Here is a 19,588-nt window from a genome sequence, read left to right on the forward strand (position 1 = left end):
GGTGGTGAGCTCGACCGCCGAGCCTACCGGCGGGGTCGGATCCCCGTCGGGCGGCGCCGGTGCGGGGGCCCGGGGAGATCAGCCGGTGGGGATCACGCGCCGGGGAGCCGGCGTGCCACGGCGTCCCAGATGCCTGCGGCGACGGCGTCCTTGCGGGCGGCCGGCAGCGGGGTCGCGGTCCCGTCGTCGGCCAGCACGGTCACCTCGTTGTCCTCGCGGCCGAACACCCGGCCGGCGGAGACGTCGTTGACCACCAGCAGGTCGACGCCCTTGCGGGCCAGCTTGGCCCGGGCGTGGGTGAGCACGTCCCCCTCGGCGTCCCCGGTCTCCGCGGCGAAGCCGACGACGACCTGGCCGGGGGCGCGGGCGGTCACGAGCTCGGCGAGCACGTCGGCGGTGCGGGTCAACGCGACGGTGTCCGGCTCGGCGGCGCTGCCCTTCTTGACCTTGGTGTCGGCCACCGCGACCGGCCGGAAGTCGGCGACGGCCGCCGCCATGACGACGACGTCGGCCGCCACTGCCTCGGCCGCCATCGCCGCGCGCAGCTCCTCGGCGGACTCCACGGCGACGGTGCGGACGCCGAACGGGGCGGGCTCGGCGACGTTGGCCGCGACCAGCACGACCTCGGCGCCCCGCGCGGCCGCCACCCGGGCCAGCGCCCAGCCCTGCCGGCCGGAGGAGCGGTTGCCCAGGTAGCGCACCGGGTCCAACGCCTCCCGGGTGCCCCCGGCGCTGATGACCACCCGGCGCCCGGTGAGGTCCTGGCGGAGCGCGGCGGCACCGTGCTCCAGGACGACGGCGGCCAGCGCGGCGACGTCGGCCGGTTCGGGCAGCCGGCCGGGGCCGGAGTCGGGCCCGGTGAGCCGGCCCACGGCGGGGGGCAGCACGACCGCGCCCCGGCGGCGCAGGGTGGCCACGTTGTCCTGGGTGGCCGGGTGCAGCCACATCTCGGTGTGCATGGCCGGGACGAAGACGACGGGTGCGTGCGCGGTGAGCAGCGTGGCGGTGAGCAGGTCGTCGGCGCGGCCGGTGGCCGCGCGGGCGAGCAGGTCGGCGGTGGCCGGGTTCACCAGCACCAGGTCGGCGGTCTGCCCGATGCGCACGTGCGCCACCTCGGGGACGTCGTCCCACACGTCCGTGGTGACCGGGTTGCCCGACAACGCCTCGAAGGTGGCCGCGCCGACGAAGCGCAGCGCGGCCGCGGTGGGCACCACGCGGACGTCGTGCCCGGCCTCGGTGAGTGCGCGCAGCAGCAGCGCGGACTTGTAGGCGGCGACGCCGCCGCCCACCCCCAGCACGATCCGGCTCATGCCGTCCATCCTCCCCCAGGCGCGACGACGCCCCCGGCAGCAGCCGGGGGCGTCGTCATCAGTTCGGGCCACGGCCCGCTCGCCGGGCCCCGCCGCGAGCCTGCGAGCGGTGGGGGCGAGGGGGTCCTCCGTCAGTTCTCGCCGGCGGTGTGGGTCAGCAGGCCCTCGTTGATCTCGCGCAGCGCGATCGAGAGCGGCTTCTCCTGGGGCGCGGTGTCGACCAGCGGCCCGACGTACTCCAGCAGGCCCTCGGAGAGCTGGCTGTAGTAGGCGTTGATCTGACGCGCACGCTTGGCGGCGTAGATGACCAGCCCGTACTTGCTGGTGGTCCGCTCGAGCAGCTCGTCGATCGGCGGGTTGGTGATGCCCTCAGGGGCGGGTGCGACTCCGGACACGGGCGGGCGTGCTCCTCAACTCGGTGTGCGGGCGGGCGGCGGATGGCTCCGCACGGTCGCCTCGGGTGCGCCCTCGACGCGGTCAGGGACCAGCGGGCGGAGGCGCAGTCAGCAAGCTTACCAACTCGTCGGCCGCCCTGGCCACGTCGTCGTTGACGACGACGACGTCGAACTCCCCCGCGGCGTCCAGCTCGGCCTGTGCGAGCGCCAGCCGGCGGGACTGGACCTCGGGCGCCTCGGTGCCGCGGCCGGCCAGCCGGCTGACCAGCTCCGACCAGGACGGCGGGGCCAGGAAGACCAGCTGGGCCTCCGGGGCGCGCTCGCGCACCTGCCGCGCGCCCTGCAGCTCGATCTCCAGCAGCGCGGGGTTGCCGCTGGCCAGCTGCTCCTCCACCGGGCCGCGGGGGGTGCCGTAGCGGTTGCCCGCGTAGGAGGCCCACTCCAGCAGCCCGTCCTCGGCGATCAGCCAGTCGAAGTAGTCGTCCTCGACGAACAGGTAGTGCTCGCCGTCCACCTCACCGGGCCGGGGCTTGCGGGTGGTGACCGACACCGACACCCAGACGTCCGGGTGCCGGCGCCGGACCTCCGCGACGACCGTGCCCTTGCCGACGCCCGAGGGGCCGGAGAGCACGGTCAGCCGCGCGCGGTTCTGTCGTGCCACTCGTTGATCATCGCACCGGGGTGGTCGGGGACCACCGCCGCGTGGGTCAGAGGGCACCCTCGGTGGGGACCTGGTCGGCCTCGACGTGCTCGCCGCCGAACTCCGTCTCCAGCGCACGGCGCTGGTTGGCGCCCAGGCCGCGCACCCGGCGGGTCGGGGAGATCTCCAGGCGCTCCATGATCTTCGCCGCCCGCGCCTTGCCGACGCCGGGCAGCGACTCGAGCACCGCGGAGACCCGCATCTTGCCGATGACCTCGTCGGTCTCGCCCTGCTTGAGGACGTCGCCGACCGTGGCGCCCTTGCTCTTCAGCCGCTCACGCAGCTCGGCACGGGCCTTGCGGGCCGCGGCCGCCTTCTCCAGGGCAGCGGCGCGCTGTTCGGGGGACAACTCGGGAAGGGGCACGGAGCAACCCAATCGTGTTCAGTCCGGCGCGTGCCGGCGCAGTTCTTCGGTGATCCAGCTCGATCGCGACGGCCCGCGGTGAGAGCCTGCGCCGTCAACCTAGTCATCCGGAACCGACTGGTCACGCCAGCCCCGGTGTCAGGAGCGCCGGGCCGGTGTGCACATCGCCGGGGCGCCCCGGCGGACACGCCGAGCACCGATTTCGTCACTGCTGGTCAGCGCGCGTGTCGCGGCTCAGTCCGTCCGCACGCCCCGACCGGACCGCCGGCCGAGCACCCAGCCACCCAGTCCGACCAGGACGAGCAGCCCCGCCAGCAGCAGCCCGCAGCCGACGACGTGCTGCTGCGTCCACAGCACGGTGGGCCCGGCGTCGAACGTCAGGGTGAGGTCGCTCTCGTAGGCCACGACCGTCCCGGGGACCAGCGGCTCGTAGGAGCCGGAGTACGCGGTCCAGGCGGGCGGCCGGGTGTTGGCCACCCAGAAGGTGGTCACCCCGGCGACCGCCAGGCCGGCACCGAGCGCCAGCACCAGCCAGGGCACCGCCCGCCTCACGCCGCCGACCTCACGCGGACAGCTCCGCCGTCCAGCGGTCGGCGGCCGCACGCAGTGCGGCGCCGTCCGGGCCGGCGGAGAGCACGTCCCGGGACACGGTGGGGACGACGGCCCGGTCGGTGCCGAACAGCCGCCGCAGGTCGGCCACGGTGCCGCCCTGCGCGCCCAGTCCGGGTGCGAGCACCGGGCCACGCAGCCCGGACAGGTCGACGTCGAGCTCGGGCAGGGTCGCACCCACCACGACGCCGAAGGACCCCGTGGACGGCCCCCAGCGGCGCTGCTGGTCGGCGAACTCCACGGGGTCGGGCGCCGGGTCGCCGCCCAGCCAGTCCGGCGCGTTCCAGCCACCAACGGTGTCCACGACGGCCTGGGCGACGGTCCGCTCCCCCACCCGGGCGTGCTGGAAGGTGCCGGCGTCGGGGTTCGAGGTGCGGGCCAGCACGAAGAGCCCCCCGCCGAACCGCCGTGCGGTGTCGACGGCCGGCTCCAGCGAGCCCGGGCCGAGGTAGGGGCTCACGGTCAGCGCGTCGACCTGCATCGGGTGGTCGCTGCGCAGGTACTCGGCGTAGGCGCCCATGGTGGAGCCGATGTCGCCGCGCTTGGCGTCCAGCAGCACCAGCGCACCGGCCGCCCGGGCCCGGGCGACCGCCTCCTCCAGCACGGCGACACCAGCGGCACCGTGCCGCTCGTAGAAGGCCATCTGCGGCTTGAGCACCGCCACGTGCCCGGCGAGTGCGTCGACGACGGCATCGGTGAACCGGCGCAGCCCGTCGACGTCGTCGCCGAGGCCCCAGTCCAGCAGCAGCGGCCGGTGCGGGTCGATGCCGACGCACAACGGCCCGCGGTCGGACACCGCCGCGGCCAGCCGCGCACCGAACGGGTCGGCCCCGGCCTGCACCGGGCGGGTCACGAGCCCACCGGCCGGTGGGCGTGGCCGACGGCGTCGGTCAGCGAGCCGAACCCGCGGGCCGCCAGCGCCGCGGCCAGTTCGGCGTGGATGCGCGCCGGCGCCGAGGGGTCGTTGAAGACCGTCGTCCCGACGCTCACCGCGCTCGCCCCGGCGAGGACGAACTGCAACGCGTCCAGGCCGCTGCGGATGCCGCCCATGCCGAGGATCGGCACCTGCGGCAGGGCCTGGTGCACCTGCCAGACGCAGCGCAGCGCCACCGGGCGGATCGCCGGACCGGACAGCCCTCCGGTGACCCCGCCGAGCACCGGGCGCATGGTGTCGGGGTCGATGACCAGCCCCAGCAGGGTGTTGATCATCGACAGCCCGTCGGCGCCGGCGTCGACGACCGACCGGGCGATCGTGACGATGTCGGTGACGTCCGGGCTCAGCTTGGCGTAGACCGGCTGGGCGGGGTCGGCGGCCGCACGCACCGCGGCCACGACGTCGCGGGCGGCGACCGGGTCGCAGGCGAAGACCTCGCCGCGGCTCTCCACGTTCGGGCAGGAGATGTTCACCTCGATGCCCAGCACGCCCGGCACGCCGCGCAGCCGGGTGGCCAGCTCGGCGAAGTCCTCCACCCGGGTGCCGGCGATCGAGACGAACGCCCGGGCACCGCGCTGGGCGAGCCAGGGCAGGTCCTCGGCCAGCAGCCCGTCGATGCCCGGCCCCTGCAGGCCGATGGAGTTGAGCATCCCGCTCGGGGTCTCCGCCATCCGCGGCGTCGGCCGGCCCGAGCGGGGCCGCAGCTGCACGGACTTGGTGACCACCGCACCGATGGCGGTGAGGTCGAGGAAGGGCGCCAGCTCCCGGCCGGAGCCGGAGCAGCCCGACGCGGTGAACACCGGGCTGGGCACCGGCACCCGGCCGATGGCCGTGCGCATGTCGACCGCGGCCGGCGGGGCGTGCTCGACGGTCACGACGGCGCTCCCGGGGTGCCGGAGTCGGCCTCGGGTGGGGCGACCGGGGTGGGGGGCGAGCCCGCCGGCGTGGGCGCCGCCGGTGGGGTGAGGCCCATGGCATCCGCACCGACGACGTCCGCCGGCAGGGTGCCGACGTCGGCGAAGCGGACCCGGTCCCCGCCGAAGACCGGCCCGTCGACGCACGAGCGGGCGAACCGGGTGCGCCCGTCGGCGCCGACCACCGGCAGCACGCAGGTCATGCAGACCCCGACGCCGCAGGCCATCGACTCCTCGACGGCGACGTAGCTGGGCACCCGGGCGGCGGTGGCCACGTCGGCGACCGCACGCAGCATGCCCATCGGGCCGCAGGCGTAGACGACCCCGGCGCCGCTGACCAGCTCGGCGACGGCCTCGGTGACCCAGCCGCGGCGCCCGGCGCTGCCGTCGTCGGTCATCACCACGAACGGCGCGGCCAGCGCACCGAGCTCCTCCACCGAGCACAGCCGCCCGGCCGACGCCGCGCCGGTGACGGCGGCGACCTCGGAGCCGGTGGCGCGCAGCCGCCCGGCCAGCCCGACCAGCGCGGCGGCGCCGTAGCCGCCGCCGACCAGCAACGCCGGGGTGCCCGGCGGCGGCATCGGGAACGGGCGGCCCAGCGGGCCGACGACGTCGACCACGTCCCCGGGCGCCAGCCCGGCCAGCCAGCTGGAGCCGGGCCCGTGCGGGGAGACGACCACCTGCACCTGGCCACCGCCCACCCCGGCGATCGCGATGGAGCGCCGGAGCAGGTTCGCGGAGGTGGGGCCGCCGACCGCGAAGGCGACGAACTGGCCGGGCACGGCCCGCTCGGCCACCTCGGGGGCGGCGAGGCTCAGCTCCACGTAGGCACCGACGGGCCGCCGGCCGGCCACCGCGACCACCCGCTGCACGGGGGTCCGCGGCGCCGCCGGCGCCGGCTCGGTCAGCAGCCCGCCGGTCATGCCGGGGCGCCGGGACGCGGGGCGGCGGCCAGCGCGCGGTGCAGGTCCTGCAGGCTGCGCACGCCCAGGTGCCCGCGGCGCAGCGCCTCGATGCCCTGCACCGCGGCGGCCAGGCCCTGCGTGGTGGTGATGCTCGGGATGCCCGCGGTGACCGCGGCGGCGCGGATCTCGTACCCGTCCAACCGCGGCCCGCTGTTGCCGGGTGTGCCGAACGGGGTGTTCACCACGATGTCGACGTCGCCGGACTGGATCCGCTCGACGACGTTGCCGGGCCCGTCGCTGTACTTCCCGACCACCTCGCAGTGCACCCCGTTGCGGCGCAGCACCTGGGCGGTGCCGGCGGTGGCCAGCACGGTGAAGCCGAGGTCGGCCAGCCGCTTGACCGGGAAGACCGCCGAGCGCTTGTCCCGGTTGGCCAGCGAGACGAAGACGGTGCCCTCGGTGGGCAGGTCGCCGTAGACCGCGGCCTGGGACTTGGCGAACGCGGTGCCGAACTCCGCGTCCAGCCCCATCACCTCACCGGTGGACTTCATCTCCGGCCCCAGGACCGTGTCGACGCCATGCCCCTCGACGGTGCGGAACCGGTGAAAGGGCAGCACGGCCTCCTTGACGGCGATCGGTGCGTCCGCCGGCAGGTCGGCGCCGTCGCCGACGGCCGCGAGCACACCGGCGGCCCGCAGCTCGGCGATCGACTCCCCGACCGCGATCCGCGCCGCGGCCTTGGCCAGCTGCACCGCCGTCGCCTTGGAGACGAACGGGACGGTGCGGCTGGCCCGCGGGTTGGCCTCCAGCACGTAGAGGACGTCGTCCTTGAGCGCGTACTGCACGTTCATCAGGCCGCGCACGCCGATCCGGGCCGCGAGCGCCCCGGTGGCCCGCCGGATGGCCTGCAGGTCCGTGCCGCCCAGGGTGATCGGGGGCAGGGCGCACGCCGAGTCACCGGAGTGCACGCCGGCCTCCTCGATGTGCTCCATGACCCCGCCGAGGTACAGCTCGGTGCCGTCGAAGAGCGCGTCGACGTCGATCTCGATGGCGTCCTCGAGGAAGCGGTCGACCAGCACCGGGTGGTCGGTGCTCACGTCGGTGGCCTTGGTGATGTAGGACTCCAGCGTGGCGTCGTCGTAGACGATCTCCATGCCACGCCCGCCCAGCACGTAGGAGGGGCGGACGAGCACGGGGTAGCCGATGGTCGCCGCCACCTGCTTGGCCTCGGCGGACGTCGTCGCCATGCCGTGCTTGGGCGAGAGCAGCCCGGTGTCGGACAGCACCCGGGAGAACTCGCCGCGGTCCTCGGCGGCGTCGATCGCCTCCGGGGAGGTGCCCAGCACCGGCACCCCGGCGTCCTTCAGCCGCTGCGCCAGGCCCAGCGGGGTCTGCCCGCCCAGGGTGCAGATGACCCCGGCGACCGGGCCGGCGGCGCGCTCGGCCTCGACGACCTCCAGCACGTCCTCGAAGGTGAGCGGCTCGAAGTACAGCCGGTCGGCGACGTCGTAGTCGGTGGAGACGGTCTCCGGGTTGCAGTTGACCATCACCGCCTCGTAGCCGGCGTCCTGCAGCGCCATCACCGCGTGCACGCAGGAGTAGTCGAACTCGACGCCCTGCCCGATCCGGTTGGGGCCCGAGCCCAGGATCAGCACCGCCGGCTTCTCCCGCGGCTCGACCTCGGTCTCCTCGTCGTAGGAGGAGTAGTGGTAGGGCGTGCGGGCGGCGAACTCGGCCGCGCAGGTGTCCACCGTCTTGTAGACCGGCCGGATGCCCAGCCGCCAGCGGAGCACCCGCACGCCGTCCTCACCGGCGAGCTCGGGCCGCAGCGCGGCGACCTGCCGGTCGGAGAGGCCGTGCCGCTTGGCCCGACGGAGCAGCTCCGGCGTGAGCGCCGGGGCGTCGCGGACCTCCTCGCCGACCTCGTGCACCAGCGCGATCTGGTCGACGAACCAGGCGTCGAACCCCGACGCCTGCGACACCTGCTCGACGGTGGCGCCGGCCGCCAGGGCCTGCCGGGCCACGTACAGCCGGCCGTCGACCGGGGTGCGCAGCTGCTCGAGCAGCTCCTCCGCCGTCGCCCGGGGCGCCGGCTCGGTCCAGAAACCGGCGGCCGACGTCTCGGTGGACCGCATCGCCTTGCCCAGCGCCTCGGTGAAGTTGCGGCCCATGGCCATCACCTCACCGACGCTCTTCATCGTGGTGGTCAGCCGCGGGTCGGCGCCGGGGAACTTCTCGAAGGCGAAGCGCGGGATCTTGACCACGACGTAGTCCAGCGACGGCTCGAACGACGCCGGGGTGACCCCGGTGATGTCGTTGGTGATCTCGTCGAGGGTGTAGCCGATGGCCAGCTTGGCGGCGATCTTGGCGATCGGGAAGCCGGTCGCCTTGGACGCCAGCGCGCTGGAGCGGGACACCCGCGGGTTCATCTCGATGACGACCAGGCGGCCCGTCTCGGGGTGGACGGCGAACTGGATGTTGCAACCGCCGGTGTCCACGCCGACCTCGCGCAGCACGGCGATGCCGACGTCGCGCATGTGCTGGTACTCGCGGTCGGTGAGCGTCATCGCCGGGGCGACGGTCACCGAGTCGCCGGTGTGCACGCCCATGGCGTCGATGTTCTCGATCGAGCAGATGACGACCACGTTGTCGCTGCGGTCGCGCATCAGCTCGAGCTCGTACTCCTTCCAGCCCAGCACCGACTCCTCGATGAGGACGGTGTGCACCGGGGAGTCGGCCAGGCCGTGGCCGGCCATCCGGCGCAGCATCGGCTCGTCGGTGGCGATGCCCGAGCCCAGCCCGCCCATGGTGAAGCTGGGCCGGATGACCACCGGGTAGCCGACCTCGGCGGCGGTCTCCAGCGCCTCCTCGACGCTGCCGCAGACCCGGGAGCGGGGGGCGTCGGCGCCGATGGAGCGGACGATGTCCTTGAACTTCTGCCGGTCCTCGCCGCGGTTGATCGCGTCGACGTCGGCACCGATCAGCTGGACGCCGTACTTCTCCAGCACGCCGTTCTCGTAGAGGCCGATGGCGATGTTCAGCGCCGTCTGCCCGCCGAGGGTGGCCAGCAGCGCGTCGGGGCGCTCGGCGGCGATGACCCGCTCGACGAAGTCGGGGGTCAGCGGCTCCACGTAGGTGGCGTCGGCGACCTCGGGGTCGGTCATGATCGTGGCCGGGTTGCTGTTGACCAGGCTGACGCGCAGCCCCTCGGCCTTGAGCACCCGGCAGGCCTGGGTGCCGGAGTAGTCGAACTCGCTGGCCTGGCCGATGACGATCGGCCCGGAGCCGATCACCATCACGTGCTGGAGGTCTGTCCGCTTGGGCATCCTCAGGCCTCCTTCTCGCCGGTGGTGTCCTGGACGGTGGGCGGCGGGCTGACGGCGTTCCCGCGTTCCCGCTCGGCGGCCATCAGGTCGACGAACCGGTCGAACAGCGGGTTGGCGTCGTGCGGCCCCGCGGCCGCCTCCGGGTGGAACTGCACGCTGAACGCCGGCGCCTCGGTCAGCCGCAGCCCCTCGACGACGTCGTCGTTGAGCCCGACGTGGCTGACCTCGACCGGGCCGAACGGGGTGTCGGTGGTCCGGTCCAGCGGCGCGTCGACGGCGAACCCGTGGTTGTGGCTGGTGACCCGCACCGTGCCGCTGACCCGGTCGAGCACCGGCTGGTTGAGGCCGCGGTGGCCGAAGCGCAGCTTGTAGGTGCCCAGGCCCAGCGCCCGGCCCAGGATCTGGTTGCCGAAGCAGATGCCGAACAGCGGGCGGCGGGCCTCGAGCACCCCGCGCACCGCCGCGACCGCGTAGTCGGCGGCGGCCGGGTCACCCGGCCCGTTGGAGATGAACACGCCGTCGACCCCGTGGCGCAGCAGGTCCTCCGCGGTGGCGGTGGCCGGCAGCACGTGGGTCTCCACGCCGAGCTCGGCCAGCGCCCGCGGGGTGGCGGTCTTGATGCCCAGGTCGAGCGCGGCGATGGTGAAGCGCTTCTCCCCCACCGCCGGGACGACGTAGGGGTCGTCGGCGCTGACCAGCGGCGCCAGGTCCGCGCCGGTCATCGGCTCGCTCGCGGTCACCCGGGCCAGCAGCGCGTCGCGGTCCAGGCCCTCGCTGCTGATCCCGGCGCGCATGGCCCCGCGGTCGCGCAGGTGCCGGGTGAGCGCGCGGGTGTCGATGCCGCTGATCCCGACCACGCCCTGCGCGGTGAGCTCGTCGTCCAGGCTGCCGGTGGCGCGCCAGTTCGCCGGCCGGCGGGCGGGGTCGCGGACGACGAAGCCGGCCACCCACATGCGGCGACTCTCGTCGTCCTCGGCGTTGACCCCGGTGTTGCCGACGTGCGGAGCGGTCATCACCACGATCTGCCGGGCGTAGCTGGGGTCGGTCAGCGTCTCCTGGTAACCGGTCATGCCGGTGGAGAAGACCGCCTCCCCGACCGTCGTCCCGACCTTGCCGTAGGCCTCGCCACGGAACGTGCGCCCGTCCTCGAGAACGAGCAGTGCCTCACTCACTTCTGTGCCTTCCCGTCCAGAACGGTCGCCACCCCGTGCAGGAACGTGGCGACCACCCGGCCGGGGAGCTCCCGGCCGGCATAGGGGCTGTTGCGGCTGCGGCTGGCCAGCGCGGCCGGGTCGACGGTGGCCCGGTGCGCGGGGTCCAGCAGCAGCAGGTTGGCCGGCTCGCCGACGGCGAGCGGGCGGCCGTGCCCGGCCAGGCGGCCGATGGCCGCCGGACGGACCGACATGCGGTCGGCGACGCCGCGCCAGTCGAGCCGGCCCGGCTCGACCATGGTCTGCACGACGACGGAGAGCGCCTGCTCCAGCCCGAGCATGCCGGGGCGGGCGGCGGCCCACTCGCTCTCCTTGTCCTCCACCGCGTGCGGGGCGTGGTCGGTGCCGACGGCGTCGATGGTGCCGTCGGCCAGCCCGGCCCGCAGCGCCTCGACGTCCTCGGCCGTGCGCAGCGGCGGGTTCACCTTGAACACCGGGTCGTACGGGCCCCACCCGGCTCCGCCGGCCCCGGAGCCCTCCACGCACTCGTCGGTGAGCAGCAGGTGGTGCGGGGTGACCTCCGCGGTCACCTGCACGCCGCGCGACTTCGCCCAGCGCAGGATCTCCACCGAGCCCGCGGTCGAGACGTGGCAGACGTGCAGCCGGGCGCCGACGTGCCCGGCCAGCAGCACGTCGCGGGCGATCACCGCCTCCTCGGCGGCGGCCGGCCAGCCGGCCAGGCCCAGCCGCGCGGAGCGCTCGCCCTCGTTCATCTGCGCGCCGACGGTGAGCCGCGGCTCCTCCGCGTGCTGGGCGACGACGCCGTCGAAGGCCTTCACGTACTCCAGCGCCCGGCGCATCAGCGCCGGGTCGGCCACGCAGTGCCCGTCGTCGGAGAAGACCCGCACCCGGGCGGCGGAGTCGGCCATCGCGCCGAGCTCGGCCAGCCGCTCGCCGCGCAGGCCGACGGTCACCGCCCCGACCGGGACGACGTCGACCAGCCCGGCCTGCTGGCCCAGCCGCCACACCTGCTCGACCACGCCGGCGGTGTCGGCGACCGGGTCGGTGTTGGCCATCGCGTGCACCGCGGTGAAGCCGCCCAGCGCCGCGGCCCGGCTGCCGGTCTCGACGGTCTCGGCGTCCTCCCGCCCCGGCTCGCGCAGGTGGGTGTGCAGGTCGACCAGCCCCGGCAGCGCGACCAGCCCGGCCGCGTCGACCACCTGCGCACCGTCGGCCGCGAGGCCGGAGCCGACGGCGGCGATCCGGCCGTCGTCCAGCAGCAGGTCGACGGCGTCCTCGCCGTACGGGCGGGCCCCCTTGATCAACACGGTCATTCGGGTGCGCCTCCCAGCAGCAGGTACAGGACGGCCATGCGCACGCTGACGCCGTTGCCGACCTGGTCGACGATCGTGGAGCGGGCCGAGTCGGCCACCTCGGCGGCGATCTCCATGCCCCGGTTCATCGGCCCGGGGTGCATGACGATCGCGTCGTCGGGCAGCGCCGCCATCCGGTGGGCGTCCAGCCCGTACCGGCGGCTGTACTCCCGGGCGCTGGGGAAGAACGAGGCGTTCATCCGCTCGCCCTGCACCCGCAGCATCATCACCACGTCGGCCTTCGGCAGCACGGCGTCCAGGTCGTAGCCGACCCGCACCGGCCAGCTGCCCACCCCGACCGGCAGCAGCGTCGGCGGCGCCACCAGGGTGACCTCGGCGCCGAGGGTGGCCAGCAGCCAGACGTTGGACCGGGCCACCCGGCTGTGCAGCACGTCGCCGACGATCGCCACCCGGACGCCGTCGAGCCGGCCCACCCGCCGGCGGATCGTGTAGGCGTCCAGCAGCGCCTGGGTGGGGTGCTCGTGCGTGCCGTCGCCGGCGTTGACCACGCTGCCGCGGACCCAGTGCGCCAGCCGGTGCGGCGCCCCGGAGGCACCGTGCCGGACGACGATGCCGTCGGCGCCCATCGCCTCCAGGGTCAGCGCGGTGTCCTTGAGGCTCTCGCCCTTGGAGACGCTGCTGCCCTTGGCGGAGAAGTTGATGACGTCGGCGGAGAGCCGCTTGGCCGCCAGCTCGAAGGAGATCCGGGTGCGGGTGGAGTCCTCGTAGAAGAGGTTCACCACGGTGCGCCCCCGCAGGGTGGGGAGCTTCTTGACCTCGCGCCCGGCCAGCGCCTGCTCGATCTGCGCCGCGGTGTCCAGCACCAGGGTCGCGTCGTCCCGGTCGAGGTCGCCGGCCTCCAGCAGGTGCCGCTTCACCGGTCGCCGCCGGTGACGCCGCCGGTCACGAGGACCTCGTCGAGTCCGTCGATCTCGGCCAGGTGGACCTCGACCTTCTGGCTGCGCGCGGTGGGCACGTTCTTGCCCACGTAGTCGGCGCGGATCGGCAGCTCCCGGTGGCCGCGGTCGACCAGCACCGCCAGCTGGACGGCGCGCGGGCGGCCCAGGTCGCGCAGCGCGTCCAGCGCGGCGCGGACCGAGCGGCCGGAGAAGAGCACGTCGTCGACGAGGACCACCAGCCGGTCGTCGATCCCGGCGCCGGGCAGCCGGGTGTCCTCCAGCGCGCGCACCCCGCGCCGCCGCAGGTCGTCCCGGTAGAGGGTGATGTCGACGGTGCCGACGTCGACGGCGGCGCCGGAGAAGGCCTCGACCCGGGCGGCGAGCCGGCGGGCCAGCGGGGCGCCGCGGGTGGGGATGCCGACGAGCACCAGGTCGGCGAGGGAGTTGCCCGCCTTCTCGATCAGCTGGTGGGCGATCCGGTCGACCACGCGGGCGAGGTCGTCGGCGCCGAGCAGCGGCGGGGCGGGCGGATCGGACGGCAGCTCAGATGACATGGTCATCAGGCCTCCTTCCCCGCCTCACTGGACGGGTCGTTAAAGGAGTGGGACCGGGCACGACGGTACTGCACCGGCCGATGTGACCTCCGCCCCGCCCGGATCGGCTCCTCTGACCCGTACGGGGGCCCACCGACTGTCGCTACGGACGCAGGCTCGGTACTCTGCGTCACCAGTACGGCTCCCATCCGACGACAGTCAGTGAGCAGAGACGATGAGCACCGACTACTCCCGGGCGCTTGGCGCCCGCCTGCGAGCGATCCGCAACCAGCAGGGCCTGTCGCTGCAGGGCGTGGAGGACAAGTCGCACGGACGCTGGAAGGCCGTCGTCGTCGGCTCGTACGAGCGGGGCGACCGGGCGGTGACCGTGCAGCGGCTCTCCGAGCTCGCCGTGTTCTACGGCGTGCCGGTGTCCGAGCTGCTGCCCGACCCGCGACCGAGCAGCGCCGTCACGAAGAGCACGAAGATCGTGCTGAACCTGGAGTCGCTGGGCTCGCTGCCGGCCGACGAGGCCGGGCCGCTGGCCCGCTACGCCTCGACCATCCAGGCGCAGCGCCACGACTACAACGGCAAGGTGCTGTCCATCCGCGCCGAGGACCTCAAGTCGCTGGCGATCATCTACGACATGAGCCCCGACGAGCTGACCACCCGGCTCATCGAGTGGGGCGTCCTCTCCCCCGGCCCGGACGGCGTCGGCTACGCCACCGAGGACGACGACGAGGCCACCTGGGGCGGCGACCGGCGGCGCACCCCCCGCTGACGACGAACTCCCACGAACGCCGACGGCCCACCCTGCAACGCAGGGTGGGCCGTTCGCGTCGGGCCCCTGCAGCGGGGCCCTTCCTCAGGTGGGGATCTCGGCCTTCACGATGCCGCCGAGGACGCCGTTGACGTAGGCCGGCGAGTCGTCGGTGGACAACGCCTTGGCCAGGGTCACCGCCTCGTCGATCACCACGGCGTCCGGGACGTCGTCGACCCAGAGCAGCTCGTAGGTGGCCATCCGCAGGATCGCGCGGTCGACGTCGGGCAGCCGGTCCAGCGACCAGCCGGTCGCGTGCTGCTCGATCAGCTCGTCGATCCGCGCCTGCTGCTCGACCACGCCCTCGACGAGCCGGACCGCGTGGTCGGGCACCGGCGGGGAGTCGTCGCCGACCCGGTCGCGGAGCACCGCGAGCGGGTCGCTGCTGCGCAGGTCGGCCTCGTAGAGGACGTCGACCGCGCGCTTGCGCGCCTTGGAGCGGGCGGCCACTAGCGGGCGGGCCGGGTCGGGATCATCAGGACACCCGGCCGAGGTAGCGGCCGTCGCGGGTGTCGACCTTCAGCTTCTCGCCGGTGCTGATGAACAGCGGCACCTGGATCTCCGCGCCGGTCTCCAGCGTCGCCGGCTTGGTGCCACCGGTCGAGCGGTCGCCCTGCAGACCCGGGTCGGTGTGCTGCACCACCAGCTCCATGGTCACCGGGAGCTCGACGTACAGCGGGGTCTCGTCGTGCACGGCCACGGTGACCTCGGTGTTGTCCAGCAGGTAGTCCGCGCCGCTGCCGACCGTGGCCTCGGGGACGTAGATCTGCTCGAAGGTGTCGCCGTCCATGAAGACGAAGTCGGTGCCCTCCTTGTAGAGGAAGGTCATCGAGCGCTTGTCGACGGTCGCCGTCTCGACCTTGGTACCGGCGTTGAAGGTCTTGTCGACGACCTTGCCCGACAGCACGTTCTTCAGGGTGGTGCGCACGAAGGCACCGCCCTTGCCCGGCTTGACGTGCTGGAAGTCGGTGACGGTCCAGAGCTGGCCGTCCAGGTTGAGGACGATGCCGTTCTTGAGGTCGTTGGTGGTAGCCATCTAGAGAACCAGCAGTTCCTTGCTCGTGAGGGTCAACAACTCGGGCTCGTCGTCCGTGACGATGAGGGTGTCCTCGATCCGGACACCGCCGTGCCCGGGCAGGTAGACACCCGGCTCCACGGTGACGGCCATGCCAGCGGCCAGGGTACCTGCGCCGAGCGCCGAGATCCCCGGTGCCTCGTGGATCTCCAGCCCGACCCCGTGCCCCAGGCCGTGGGTGAAGTGGTCGCCGTGCCCGGCGGCGACGATGACGTCGCGGGCCGCGGCGTCGACCGCGACGACCTCCGCACCGACCGCGAGCGCGGCCCGGCCGGCGGCCTGCGCGGCGGCGACGAGTTCGTACACCTCGCGCTGCCAGTCGGCGGCGTGACCGAGGACCACCGTGCGGGTCATGTCGGAGTGGTAGCCGTCGACGGTGGCGCCGAAGTCCAGCTTGAGGAAGTCGCCGTCGCGGAGCACGGTGGCGTCGGGGCGGTGGTGCGGGATGGCCGAGTTGGCGCCGGTGGCCACGATCGTCTCGAAGCTCGGCGACTCCGCGCCCAGCGCCAGCATCCGGGCGTCCAGCTCGCGGCCGACCTCCAGCTCGGTCCGCCCGGGCCGCAGCGCGCCCTCGGTGGCCAGCTCGGCCAGCGCCCGGTCGGCCACGGCGCACGCCCGGCGCAGCGACTCGACCTCGCCGTCGTCCTTGACCGCGCGCAGCCCCTCGACCGCCCGCCGGATGCTCACCAGCTCGACGCCGGAGGCCACCCGCTCCAGGCCGCGCAGCCCGTCGACGGTCACGTCGTGCGACTCGTAGCCGAGCCGCCCGGCGTCGGCGGCCGCACGGGCGGCGAGCGCCCCCACGGTGCCCCGGTCGACCAGCAGCTCGACGTCGGGCACCTGGGCCTGCGCCTGGGTGGTGTAGCGGCCGTCGGTGCCGAGGAGGTCCCGGCCGTCGGTGCGCAGCAGCAGCGCGCCGTTGGAGCCGGTGAACCCGGTCAGGTAGCGGACGTTGAGCAGGTTGGTGACGAGCACGGCGTCCAGGCCCTGTTCGGCGGCGACGGCGCGCAGCCGCTCCCGCCGCCCGGCCTCGCGGGTGGTGTCGCGGGTCATCGCACGCCCTTCGCGGCCAGGTACCGCAGCGCCAGCTCGTAGCCCTGCACCCCGAGCCCGGCGATCACGCCGTCGGCGACGCGGGAGACGTAGGAGTGGCGCCGGAAGTCCTCGCGCCGGTGGACGTTGCTGATGTGCACCTCGACGACCGGGGCGGTGACCGCGGCGAGCGCGTCGTGCAGCACGACGGAGGTGTGCGACCAGCCACCGGGGTTGACCACGATGGCGTCGCCGGCGTCGGTGGCCGCGTGCACCCAGCCCAGCAGCTCCGCCTCGGAGTCGGTCTGCCGGACGACGACCTGGACGCCCAGCTCAGCGGCCGCGGCCTCGATCAGCTGCACCAGCTCGGCGTGCGTCGTCGTCCCGTACACCTCGGGCTCCCGGGTGCCGAGCCGGCCGAGGTTGGCGCCGTTGAGCACCTGGATGGTCATGCTGTCTCCTCGTTCACGGCTGCCCAGGCGGCGTCGAGCCAGCCCTGGTCCGGGTCGGTCAGGATGCGCGGGTTGCCCAGGCCGTCGAGGACGACGAAGCGCAGCGAGGCACCGCGGGCCTTCTTGTCCACCCGCATCACCGCCTGCAGCTGGTCCCAGTCGCCGCGGTAGGTCGTGGGCAGCCCCAGCGCGGCGACCAGGTCGCGGTGCCGGGCCACGTCCACGGCGTCCAGCAGCCCGGCCTGGCCGGCCAGCTCGGCGGCGAACACCAGGCCGACGGCGACCGCCTCACCGTGCCGCCAGGTGAAGTCCTCCACCCGCTCGATCGCGTGGGCCAGGGTGTGCCCGTAGTTGAGGAACTCGCGGCGGCCGGTGTCGTACAGGTCCTCGCCGACCGCGTCGGCCTTCACCTGCACGGCCCGGGCGATCAGCTCGACGGTGTCCGCGCGACCGGTGGGGTCGGCCTCGAGCAGCTCCAGCACCCGCCCGTCGGCGATGAAACCGCACTTGACCACCTCGGCCAGGCCGGCGCGGAACTCCGCGTCGGGGAGGCCGGCGAGCGCGTCGGTGTCGGCGAGCACGCCGGCGGGCGGGTGGAACGCGCCGACGAGGTTCTTGCCGGCCCGGGTGTTGATGCCGGTCTTGCCACCGACGGCGGCGTCGACCATGCCCAGCAGGCTGGTCGGCACCTGGACGACGCGGACCCCGCGCAGCCAGGTGGCGGCGAGGAAGCCGGCGAGATCGGTGACCGCGCCCCCGCCCACGCCCACGACGGCGTCGGAGCGGGTGAGCCCGAGCCGGCCGAACTCCTCCCACGCGCCGGCGGCGACCTCGGCGGTCTTGGCCGCCTCGCCGTCGGGGACGGCGACCGCCTCGGCCGCGACCCCGGCCTCCTGCAGCGTCTCGACCGCGGCGCCGGCCGCGGCGGCCAGCGCGCGGCTGTGCACCACGACCGCCCGGGGCGTGCCGGCCAGCAGCAGGCCCAGCTCGGCCTGCACGCCGGGGCCGATGACGACGTCGTAGGGCCGGTCTCCGGCGACGGTGATCCGGTGCGCGGTCACGAGTGGTCCCCGGTGGTGCAGGCGAGCACGTCGGCCACGACGGCGTCGACCTCCCGGTCGCTGGTGGAGACGGTCGCGGTGGCGACCTCGGCGTAGAGCGGTGCGCGGGCCTCGAGCATGGTGCGCAGCATGGCGCGTGGGTTGACCGCGAGCAGCGGCCGGTCCCGGGAGAGCCCCACCCGGCGGGCCGCGGAGGGGACGTCGACGTCCAGCCAGACGACTGCTCCGCCGGCCCGGCCGTGGGCGACCAGCAGGGCCCGGGTGGCGGCGCTGGTCACCGCGCCGCCGCCGAGCGCCAGCACGCCGGGGTGCTCGGCGACCGCCCGGGCGACCGCCTGCTCCTCGAGGGCGCGGAAGTGCGCCTCGCCCTGCTGCACGAACAGGTCGGCGATCGTGCTGCCGGTCTGCGCCTCGACGTCGGCGTCGGTGTCCCGGAAGGACAGGCCGAGCGCGGCGGCGACCGCGGTGCCGACCGTGGTCTTGCCCGACGCCGGCGGGCCGACGAGCACCAGCCGCGGACCGGTCGAGGGCGTCACCGGATCGGCAGCGCGTCGAGGTAGCCCTGCACGTTGCGGCGGGTCTCGGGCACCGAGTCGCCGCCGAACTTCTCCAGCACCGCGTCGGCCAGGACCAGGGCGACCATCGCCTCCATCACCACGCTGCCGCGTGGGACGGCGCAGGCGTCGGAGCGCTGGTTGATCGCGACCGCCGCCTCCCTGGTGGTGACGTCGACGGTGTCCAGGGCCCGGGGCACGGTGCTGATCGGCTTCATGGCCGCCCGCACGCGCAGCGCCTCGCCGTTGGTCATGCCGCCCTCGATGCCGCCGGCGCGGTCGGTGCGCCGCTGCAGCTCGCCGTCGACCAGCTCGATCTCGTCGTGGGCGACCGAGCCGCGGCGCCGGGAGGTCTCCAGCCCGTCACCGACCTCCACCGCCTTCACCGACTGCACGCCCATCAGGGCACCGGCCAGCCGGGAGTCCAGCCGGCGGTCCCAGTGCACGTGGCTGCCCAGGCCCGGCGGCAGGCCGTGCACGACCACCTCGATGACGCCGCCCAGGGTGTCGCCGGACCTCCGGGCGTCGTCGACCTCGGCGACCATGCGGACGCTGGTGTCCGGGTCGGCGCAGCGCACCGGGTCCTCGTCGATCCGCGGGTTGTCCCCGGGCCCGGGCAGGACCCCCTCGGGCACGGTGACCGGGCCGATGCCGACGACGTGGCTGACCACCTGCACGCCGAGCACCTGGTCGAGGAACTGCCGGGCCACGGTGCCCAGCGCCACGCGGGCCGCGGTCTCCCGGGCGCTGGCGCGCTCCAGCACGGGTCGGACGTCGTCGAAGCCGTACTTCTGCAGGCCGGCGAGGTCGGCGTGGCCGGGGCGGGGCCGGGTGAGCGGGGCGTTGCGCGCCTGCCCCTCCAGCACCGCGGGGTCGACCGGGTCGGCGGACATGACCGTGGACCACTTGGGCCACTCGGTGTTGCCGATCTGGACGGCGATCGGCCCGCCCTGGGTGACGCCGTGCCGCACGCCGCCGGTGAGGGTGACCACGTCCTCCTCGAAGCTCATCCGCGCACTGCGGCCGTGGCCCAGGCGGCGGCGGGCGAGCTGGTCGTCGAGGTCGGCGGTCTGCACCCGCACGCCGGCGGGGAGGCCTTCGAGGATGGCGGTGAGCTGCTGGCCGTGCGACTCACCGGCGGTCAGCCAGCGCAACATGCCCGGGATTGTGCCAGCACGCCC

21 protein-coding genes are annotated in these 19,588 nt (G+C 74.5%); 1 reads left to right on the forward strand and 20 read right to left on the reverse strand.

The window, feature by feature from the left end:
* Positions 1–92: 92 nt before the first annotated feature.
* The 13 genes from coaBC to pyrR all read right to left on the reverse strand — a co-directional run bounded on the left by coaBC (position 93) and on the right by pyrR (position 13,440).
* Positions 93–1,310: a bifunctional phosphopantothenoylcysteine decarboxylase/phosphopantothenate--cysteine ligase CoaBC gene (coaBC, locus tag ACI795_RS07500; RefSeq protein WP_457074822.1), complete on the reverse strand. Its 1,218-nt coding sequence runs from the start codon at positions 1,308–1,310 to the stop codon at positions 93–95.
* A 131-nt stretch (positions 1,311–1,441) separates the two neighbouring features.
* Positions 1,442–1,705 carry a DNA-directed RNA polymerase subunit omega gene (gene rpoZ / locus ACI795_RS07505; protein ID WP_153360746.1) on the reverse strand — a complete coding sequence of 88 codons (264 nt, stop codon included), beginning with the start codon at positions 1,703–1,705 and terminating at the stop codon, positions 1,442–1,444.
* An 82-nt stretch (positions 1,706–1,787) separates the two neighbouring features.
* Positions 1,788–2,366 (reverse strand): guanylate kinase, encoded by a 579-nt coding sequence (gmk, locus tag ACI795_RS07510; protein WP_457074823.1) that lies wholly within the window; start codon positions 2,364–2,366, stop codon positions 1,788–1,790.
* Positions 2,367–2,412: 46 nt separating this feature from the next.
* The gene (gene mihF / locus ACI795_RS07515) at positions 2,413–2,769 is read right to left on the reverse strand and encodes an integration host factor, actinobacterial type (protein ID WP_457074824.1); all 357 of its coding nucleotides are present in this window, start codon (positions 2,767–2,769) and stop codon (positions 2,413–2,415) included.
* A 234-nt stretch (positions 2,770–3,003) separates the two neighbouring features.
* On the reverse strand, positions 3,004–3,321 hold the full coding sequence (locus ACI795_RS07520) for a hypothetical protein (RefSeq protein ID WP_457074825.1): 318 nt from the start codon (positions 3,319–3,321) through the stop codon (positions 3,004–3,006).
* A 10-nt stretch (positions 3,322–3,331) separates the two neighbouring features.
* Positions 3,332–4,231, reverse strand: coding sequence for an orotidine-5'-phosphate decarboxylase (gene pyrF, locus ACI795_RS07525; protein ID WP_457074826.1), 900 nt, complete (start codon positions 4,229–4,231; stop codon positions 3,332–3,334).
* A complete protein-coding gene (locus tag ACI795_RS07530) occupies positions 4,228–5,187 on the reverse strand; it encodes a dihydroorotate dehydrogenase (RefSeq protein WP_457074827.1) in 960 nt (319 codons plus the stop codon). The genes pyrF and ACI795_RS07530 overlap by 4 nt, the downstream gene beginning before the upstream one ends.
* Positions 5,184–6,149 (reverse strand): iron-sulfur cluster-binding protein, encoded by a 966-nt coding sequence (locus ACI795_RS07535; RefSeq protein ID WP_457074828.1) that lies wholly within the window; start codon positions 6,147–6,149, stop codon positions 5,184–5,186. The genes ACI795_RS07530 and ACI795_RS07535 overlap by 4 nt, the downstream gene beginning before the upstream one ends.
* The gene (gene carB, locus ACI795_RS07540) at positions 6,146–9,457 is read right to left on the reverse strand and encodes a carbamoyl-phosphate synthase large subunit (RefSeq protein ID WP_457074829.1); all 3,312 of its coding nucleotides are present in this window, start codon (positions 9,455–9,457) and stop codon (positions 6,146–6,148) included. Before carB ends, ACI795_RS07535 begins: the two co-directional genes overlap by 4 nt.
* Before the next feature lie 2 nt (positions 9,458–9,459).
* On the reverse strand, positions 9,460–10,629 hold the full coding sequence (carA, locus tag ACI795_RS07545; RefSeq protein ID WP_457074830.1) for a glutamine-hydrolyzing carbamoyl-phosphate synthase small subunit: 1,170 nt from the start codon (positions 10,627–10,629) through the stop codon (positions 9,460–9,462).
* Positions 10,626–11,942 (reverse strand): dihydroorotase, encoded by a 1,317-nt coding sequence (locus ACI795_RS07550; protein ID WP_457074831.1) that lies wholly within the window; start codon positions 11,940–11,942, stop codon positions 10,626–10,628. The genes carA and ACI795_RS07550 overlap by 4 nt, the downstream gene beginning before the upstream one ends.
* Positions 11,939–12,859 carry an aspartate carbamoyltransferase catalytic subunit gene (locus ACI795_RS07555; protein ID WP_457074833.1) on the reverse strand — a complete coding sequence of 307 codons (921 nt, stop codon included), beginning with the start codon at positions 12,857–12,859 and terminating at the stop codon, positions 11,939–11,941. The genes ACI795_RS07550 and ACI795_RS07555 overlap by 4 nt, the downstream gene beginning before the upstream one ends.
* Positions 12,856–13,440, reverse strand: a complete 585-nt coding sequence (gene pyrR / locus ACI795_RS07560) for a bifunctional pyr operon transcriptional regulator/uracil phosphoribosyltransferase PyrR (protein WP_457074834.1) — start codon at positions 13,438–13,440, stop codon at positions 12,856–12,858. Before pyrR ends, ACI795_RS07555 begins: the two co-directional genes overlap by 4 nt.
* Positions 13,441–13,648: 208 nt before the next feature.
* On the opposite strand from pyrR, the gene bldD reads away from it, so the two are divergent.
* Entirely contained in the window at positions 13,649–14,194 is a 546-nt protein-coding gene (gene bldD / locus ACI795_RS07565; RefSeq protein ID WP_457074835.1) for a transcriptional regulator BldD, read from the forward strand.
* Between the two features lie 84 nt (positions 14,195–14,278).
* On the opposite strand, the gene nusB is transcribed toward bldD, so the two are convergent.
* The 7 genes from nusB to aroC are packed head-to-tail and all read right to left on the reverse strand — an operon-like array spanning position 14,279 to position 19,564.
* The gene (gene nusB, locus ACI795_RS07570) at positions 14,279–14,683 is read right to left on the reverse strand and encodes a transcription antitermination factor NusB (RefSeq protein WP_457074836.1); all 405 of its coding nucleotides are present in this window, start codon (positions 14,681–14,683) and stop codon (positions 14,279–14,281) included.
* 25 nt (positions 14,684–14,708) lie between these two features.
* Positions 14,709–15,269 (reverse strand): elongation factor P, encoded by a 561-nt coding sequence (efp, locus tag ACI795_RS07575; RefSeq protein WP_457074837.1) that lies wholly within the window; start codon positions 15,267–15,269, stop codon positions 14,709–14,711.
* The gene (locus ACI795_RS07580) at positions 15,270–16,361 is read right to left on the reverse strand and encodes a M24 family metallopeptidase (RefSeq protein ID WP_457074838.1); all 1,092 of its coding nucleotides are present in this window, start codon (positions 16,359–16,361) and stop codon (positions 15,270–15,272) included. It abuts the gene before it with no gap.
* Positions 16,358–16,792 (reverse strand): type II 3-dehydroquinate dehydratase, encoded by a 435-nt coding sequence (gene aroQ, locus ACI795_RS07585; protein WP_457074839.1) that lies wholly within the window; start codon positions 16,790–16,792, stop codon positions 16,358–16,360. The genes ACI795_RS07580 and aroQ overlap by 4 nt, the downstream gene beginning before the upstream one ends.
* Complete coding sequence (gene aroB / locus ACI795_RS07590; protein ID WP_457074841.1) at positions 16,789–17,853, reverse strand: 3-dehydroquinate synthase; 1,065 nt, start codon at positions 17,851–17,853, stop codon at positions 16,789–16,791. Before aroB ends, aroQ begins: the two co-directional genes overlap by 4 nt.
* On the reverse strand, positions 17,850–18,389 hold the full coding sequence (locus tag ACI795_RS07595; RefSeq protein ID WP_457074843.1) for a shikimate kinase: 540 nt from the start codon (positions 18,387–18,389) through the stop codon (positions 17,850–17,852). The genes aroB and ACI795_RS07595 overlap by 4 nt, the downstream gene beginning before the upstream one ends.
* Positions 18,386–19,564 (reverse strand): chorismate synthase, encoded by a 1,179-nt coding sequence (gene aroC, locus ACI795_RS07600; protein WP_457074844.1) that lies wholly within the window; start codon positions 19,562–19,564, stop codon positions 18,386–18,388. The genes ACI795_RS07595 and aroC overlap by 4 nt, the downstream gene beginning before the upstream one ends.
* Positions 19,565–19,588 lie beyond the last annotated feature (24 nt).

The sequence above is a fragment of the Modestobacter sp. SYSU DS0290 genome, from assembly GCF_054050955.1.